The sequence below is a fragment of the Oleiphilus sp. HI0067 genome (assembly GCF_001635735.1).
On the sequence record NZ_LWFI01000435.1, the window covers coordinates 1 to 1048 of the forward strand.

The 1048-nt window shown below is 48.4% G+C and carries 2 pseudogenes; one reads left to right on the forward strand and one right to left on the reverse strand.

What is annotated here, in order from left to right:
- Positions 1-559 (reverse strand): annotated as a pseudogene (locus tag A3739_RS05065) (acetyl-CoA C-acetyltransferase); the annotation flags it as partial.
- A gap of 209 nt (positions 560-768) precedes the next feature.
- Here A3739_RS05065 and A3739_RS05070 point away from each other — a divergent pair.
- Positions 769-1048, forward strand: a pseudogene (locus A3739_RS05070) (phosphoserine aminotransferase); the annotation flags it as partial.

Consider the following 1048-nt stretch of genomic DNA (forward strand, 5'->3'; position numbering starts at 1 on the left):
AACGCAAGGTGTACGCGTCCATGTCTTCACGACTTAAACCATCTTCTTGGCTGTTTTCATCAGCAAACTTACCCATCAATTTGCTGGTGTACTTGTCTTCAAGTCCATCATAGAACATGTGATCTAGAAGCTCGCCGTGACCTAAACGGTAACCCGTGCGTGCTTTAGGAACAATGTAAGGTGCAAGCGACATGTTTTCTTGGCCGCCAGCAACCATTAACTCACAAGATTCTGCCTTGATCGCGTCAAATGCTTGCATCACTGCTTTCATGCCCGAACCACACATTTTGTTGATCGTTGTGGTTGGCACGCTGTCTGGGATGCCTGCGCCAAGTGATGCTTGTCGAGCTGGGGCTTGACCAACACCTGCTGGAAGAACGTGACCCATGATCACTTCATCAATATCGCTTGCTGCAATGCCAGCCTGCTCGATGCTCGCTTTAATCGCTGCTGCGCCAAGTTCTGGAGCTGGAGTTGTGCTTAGGCTGCCACCGAAGCTACCCATTGCGGTACGTTTTGCTGCAACGATGACGACATCGTTATCTGAATATGCTGACATGTTTATTCCTATACATCAGAGGTTAATCGGATCGCTCTTTTAGAGGCGCGCTAGTTTAATGTAAGTAGCCCAATCAGGAAATAGTTGAGCAAAGTTTGTGCGCGTTATAATGGTTATGGCGCTCTGTTGATTCAGTGACTTAGCCCACGTCTGGTGATAGCATTGCCGGCCTGTTTTTAGCATCCCACTTATTGTTGTCTGGAGAGTATATGACTGGTTTTACTAAACCAAGCCTTAAGCCTGCTAACCCTAATTTTTCATCAGGCCCATGCAGTAAGCGCCCGGGTTATGACGTCAATAACTTAGATATCTCTACGCTTGGTCGTTCGCATCGTGCGGCTATTGGCAAAGACGCTTTAGGTCGTGCCTGCTCAGAAACAGCGCGTTTGCTAGGTTTACCCGAAGGTTACAGAGTTGGCATCGTTCCAGCTTCTGATACAGGTGCCGTTGAAATGGCTCTGTGGTCATTGCTTGGTGCTCGACCAGTGG